This is a genomic window from Spirulina sp. 06S082, from assembly GCF_034932145.1.
Classification (GTDB): domain Bacteria; phylum Cyanobacteriota; class Cyanobacteriia; order Cyanobacteriales; family Spirulinaceae; genus CCY15215.
This window is the reverse complement of record NZ_JAYGHV010000349.1, coordinates 1-4,628: the sequence shown is the minus strand read 5'-3', so window position 1 is coordinate 4,628 and position 4,628 is coordinate 1. Positions and strand designations below refer to the sequence as shown.

Annotated in this window: 5 protein-coding genes; 2 read left to right on the top strand and 3 right to left on the bottom strand. The window is 46.0% G+C overall.

Going from position 1 to position 4,628, the window contains the following annotated elements; translation table 11 throughout:
• Positions 1–28: 28 nt before the first annotated feature.
• From VB714_RS20970 to VB714_RS20960, 3 genes are all read right to left on the bottom strand, one after another.
• Positions 29–1,300: an ABC transporter ATP-binding protein gene (locus tag VB714_RS20970; RefSeq protein ID WP_323226635.1), complete on the bottom strand. Its 1,272-nt coding sequence runs from the start codon at positions 1,298–1,300 to the stop codon at positions 29–31.
• A 157-nt stretch (positions 1,301–1,457) separates the two neighbouring features.
• The gene (gene fmt, locus VB714_RS20965) at positions 1,458–2,453 is read right to left on the bottom strand and encodes a methionyl-tRNA formyltransferase (RefSeq protein ID WP_323226634.1); all 996 of its coding nucleotides are present in this window, start codon (positions 2,451–2,453) and stop codon (positions 1,458–1,460) included.
• Between the two features lie 25 nt (positions 2,454–2,478).
• Positions 2,479–3,345, bottom strand: coding sequence for an OmpA family protein (locus tag VB714_RS20960; protein ID WP_323226633.1), 867 nt, complete (start codon positions 3,343–3,345; stop codon positions 2,479–2,481).
• Between the two features lie 119 nt (positions 3,346–3,464).
• Between VB714_RS20960 and VB714_RS20955 the strand changes: the two genes are divergently transcribed.
• The gene (locus VB714_RS20955) at positions 3,465–3,743 is read left to right on the top strand and encodes a hypothetical protein (RefSeq protein ID WP_323226632.1); all 279 of its coding nucleotides are present in this window, start codon (positions 3,465–3,467) and stop codon (positions 3,741–3,743) included.
• Positions 3,744–3,791: 48 nt separating this feature from the next.
• Positions 3,792–4,628: biotin carboxylase N-terminal domain-containing protein (locus VB714_RS20950; RefSeq protein ID WP_323226631.1), on the top strand; the 837-nt coding region annotated here is incomplete at its 3' end.

Below are 4,628 nucleotides of genomic sequence, written 5' to 3'. Positions count from 1 at the left end.
GTGTGGGGAGTGTGGGGGAGTGGGGGATTTAGTGGCGAATGTTGTTCTCTGTTTCGGGATCGAACAAGTGAATTTTGTCGGTTAGACATGATAAATATAGTGAGTCTTGGAGATTCACTTTTTCTTCGGGGGAGATGCGGACTTGCATTTGAGATTTGGAGTTGCTGGCAAGATGTACTGCTAAATAAGTATCATTTCCTAATGCTTCGACGAGATCGACGCAGACTAATAAATGATAGTTAGTAGCAGAACTTAATTCTAGGTGTTCTGGACGAACTCCCAACCATAACGATCGCCCTTGATAAGGTACAAGATAATCTTCCCATTCTGTCCCTAAAGTTAAGGAAAAACCATCACCACTTAAACTAAGAGAAGAATCAACTTTAACCGCTAAAAAATTCATTGGGGGGGAACCAATAAACTGTGCGACAAAACGATTAGCAGGATTATTGTACAGTTCGAGGGGTTTGGCAATTTGTTGGAGTTCCCCTTTATTCATCACTGCAATGCGATCGCCCATCGTCATTGCTTCGGTTTGGTCGTGGGTGACGTAAATGGTGGTAATGTCTAATTCTCGCTGTAATTGGACGATTTGACTGCGAGTTTCTGCCCGTAGTTTTGCATCTAAATTGGAGAGGGGTTCATCCATTAAAAATACTTGTGGATTGCGAGAAATCGCCCTTCCTAATGCTACACGCTGTTTTTGTCCCCCGGAAAGTTGTCTCGGTAAACGATTTAATAACTCCTCAATTTGTAATAATTCTGCTACCCCTTGTACTCGTTGAAAAATCGCCTTTTCTCGTTGGGAACGATAGCGCCATACTGAGGGTAGCGATCGCGTTATCCCACCCCAAAAGTTTTCTCCCCATTGTCCCAAGCGATCGGCTAATGTTTTCCCTTTCTCTTCTTTACCCATGCGACGCAGGCCAAAGGCGATATTATCATAAACCGATAGATGGGGATAAAGGGCGTAACTTTGAAATACCATGGCAATATCGCGCTGTTTGGGGGGCAAATTATTGACGAGACGATCGCCTACATAAATATTACCGGCTGTGAGTTCTTCCAATCCGGCGATCGTTCGCAATAGGGTACTTTTACCGCATCCCGATGGTCCCACCAAGACCATAAATTCTCCATCTTCTATGGTTAAATCAATTTCTTGCAGCACATTAACGCTGCGATCGCCTGTTTGTTCTTTTGCTACTGAATTGGGCGATCGTGAGGCACGATCGGGACGATGCTGAGGTACGGAACTAGCAAAACTCTTATAAATCTTTTCTAAAACAACTCGCGCCATGTTAATGATTAGAGATCGACGATCGACGATTCAGTTATAGGACTTCCGCAGCTAGGGAGCGAGACGCTCCCACTCCCGTATTCTATTGTTATGGTAGTGGGGGCATCTTGCTCGCTAGTGGGTAAATGCGTAAGTCCTAAGTTATTAATTTGAGTAACTAATTTACCCTTTCTCCAATGGTTAAGCGAGTACCATTGACAAAATCCCAACCTGACTGAGGACGTTTGCCCGATAATTGTACTTCTTGTAGGAGCAATAATCCTGCACCTGTTTGCACGATCGCGCCTAATTTTTTGACAAAACCGACTATTTCCCCTGGTTGTCCTGTCATTGAGGATAAATTGGCAAGAGATTGTAATCTTTGTTGAATCTCTGGGGGTAATTGCGATCGCCATTCTTCTCCTACAGGAATTGTGGCCAGAATTTTCAAGGGTTTGTCGCGAAATTGGGCGACGCAATAGGGATAAAATGCCCGAATCTGATTGTGAAGCGCGATCGCGGGACGATTCCAATCCAAAATATAATCGGATTTTTGAATTAAAGGCGCATAAGTTGCCAAATTATTATCTTGCGGAATGGGTGTAATTTCCCCAGCTTGTAGCTTAAATAGGGTTTTAACCAATAAATCGGCGCAATTCTCCGAGAGAGTAATCGCCAGTTGTAGGGCATTATCGAGAAAGGCGATCGCCACAGAAGATTGTAATAACATTGCCCCAGTATCCATGCCGATATCCATCAACATCGTGGTCATTCCTGTTTCAGTTTCCCCATTATACAGGCACCATTGCAGAGGAGCCGCCCCTCGATATTGGGGTAAAAGTGAACCATGGCCATTAATACAGCCCAAACGCGGCAGATCGAGGATTTCTTGGGAAAGAAGTTGACCGTAAGCAACAACAATAAACGCATCTGCACCAGTTTCTCGCAATAAATTAAGGGTTTTCTTGGCCTTCTTAATATGTCGAGGTTGCCAGATCGGAACTTGATGTTCTAGGGCGACTTTTTTGATCGCAGAAGGCAGCAATTTTTTGCCCCTTCCTCGGGGGCGATCGGGCTGCGTCACCACTCCTAAAACCTCAATCTCCGGCTCCAGTAACAACCGTTGTAAACTGGGAACAGCAAACTGTGGCGTACCAAAAAAAACAATTTTCATTCCTCTTATCATTAGATAACTAAAATTAATCTACAGCAATTTCAATGCGGCGATTGCGCTGGCGGTTGCTATCAGTATTATTAGCAACAAGGGGGCGAGTTTGACCGTAACCAATCGAAACCCAGCGATAATTTCCCCGTAGAGAACTGGCGAGATATTGCTCCACTATACGGGCAAGTTGAAAGGATAATTCTCGACTTTCCGAAGGAGAAGTACTGGGATCGGTATGGGCAGCAATGCGAATCGTTGCCCCTTTATGCTTGGCCAAATCCGTGACGATCGCATCTAAAAGTACACTTCCATCGGGGGATAACTCGCTATTATTAGCAAAAAGTAGATCGCTAGGCAAAGTGACTTTCAATTTGTCTCCCGGTAGGGACGCTTTGCTAGAGGAAATTGCGTTAGAAGTTGCCGATGTAGCAGAAGGAAGAGGAGGGAGTGACTGCACTTTCTCTTGGAGTGCCTGTAAGCGGTCATTTAACGGGTCTTCAGAGACTACAGGTAATTCTAGCTGTTGTTCCAATTGTGTTGTAGTCGTCTGTAGGGTTTGCCATTGTTTTTCTAAATTGGCGATTTCAGCTTGCAATTGTTCCCTCTGTTGTAGTGCTTGGGTTGCCGTATCGGGAGGAGATTCGGGGGCGATCGCTTCTCTTGTTGCTTCCTTCTGACTTCCCCAAGGCAGTTTTTCCCAAACCCAAACCAAAGGCGGTTTTTGTCCTGTTTCTTGAGGATTGTTAATCGCCACGACAATGCCCAAAATTCCGGCAATACTGCTGCCAAAAATCAAGAGAAAAAGACTACCAATACATCCCCCTAAGCGCGATCGCGATGGAGGAGGATCCGAGGGTTCGGCGATCGGTTTTTCGAGGAAATCTTCTGAAGGTGATTGCATCGCGTTTTACTGTAAAGATAAATTTTTCTTGGCGCTATATCAAGAGTTTAAGCCAGAGATGAGAGAAAAATCGTTCCCCTGATAAGCTAGAGAGACAACAAATTGCGATCGCCGAAGTTATGGAAGCCTTCGATCCCATCTCCCCTCAATGGACCCAAAGCGCCACCCACGCTTTGCAATTTTTCTGTCCTCATTGTGGTGCATCCTCCCACCAAGCACAGCGTGTTTGGATCAATCGCCGCGCCCCAGTCATTGGCGAAAATTACCAGCGCAAGTGGCAAGAATTCTACCAATGCGAATGCGATCGGGTCTGGTGGGCCTGGAGTAGCGATCGCCCTCCCACAGAATTATCCAAGCGTTACCAAGAAAGCCAAGATAACCCAGACCCCGAACTGTAAAATACTCTTACCCGCCCATTACCGATTACCGATTATTTATTACCCATAATGCAGTTTTCAAAGATACTGATTGCCAATCGAGGGGAAATTGCCTTGCGAATCCTCCGCAGTTGTAAAGAATTAGGGATTGCTACCGTTGCCGTTCATTCAACCATCGATCGCAATGCGCTTCACGTCCAATTGGCGGATGAAAGCGTTTGTATTGGTCTTCCTCCCAGTAATAAAAGTTATCTCAATATTCCTAATATTATTTCTGCCGCATTGACTCGCAATGCCACCGCAATTCATCCTGGTTATGGTTTCTTGGCAGAAAATGCCAGGTTTGCGGAAATCTGTGCGGATCACAAAATTGTTTTTATCGGACCGACTCCCGCAGCCATGATGGCCATGGGGGACAAATCCACAGCAAAGAAAACCATGAAAGCGGCAAAAGTCCCCACCTTACCAGGGAGTGAGGGTTTATTATCCAACGAACAAGAAGCCCTCACTTTGGCGAACAAAATTGGTTATCCCGTCATTCTCAAGGCTACGGCAGGGGGAGGCGGACGGGGGATGCGCTTGGTACGGGATGAAAAAGACTTAGTACGCCTCTTCCAAGCCGCCCAGGGGGAAGCAGAGGCAGCATTTGGGAATGGGGGGATTTACTTGGAGAAGTTTCTCGATTGTCCTCGTCACATCGAAATTCAAATTCTGGCGGATTCTCATGGTAACGTTGTTCACTTAGGAGAGCGAGATTGTTCGATTCAGCGCCGCCACCAAAAACTCTTGGAGGAGGCTCCCAGTCCCGCACTTACGCCCAAGTTACGCAAAAAGATGGGAGATGCGGCGGTTAATGCGGCAAAATCGATCGATTATGTCGGTGCGGGGACGGTGGAATTTTTGATG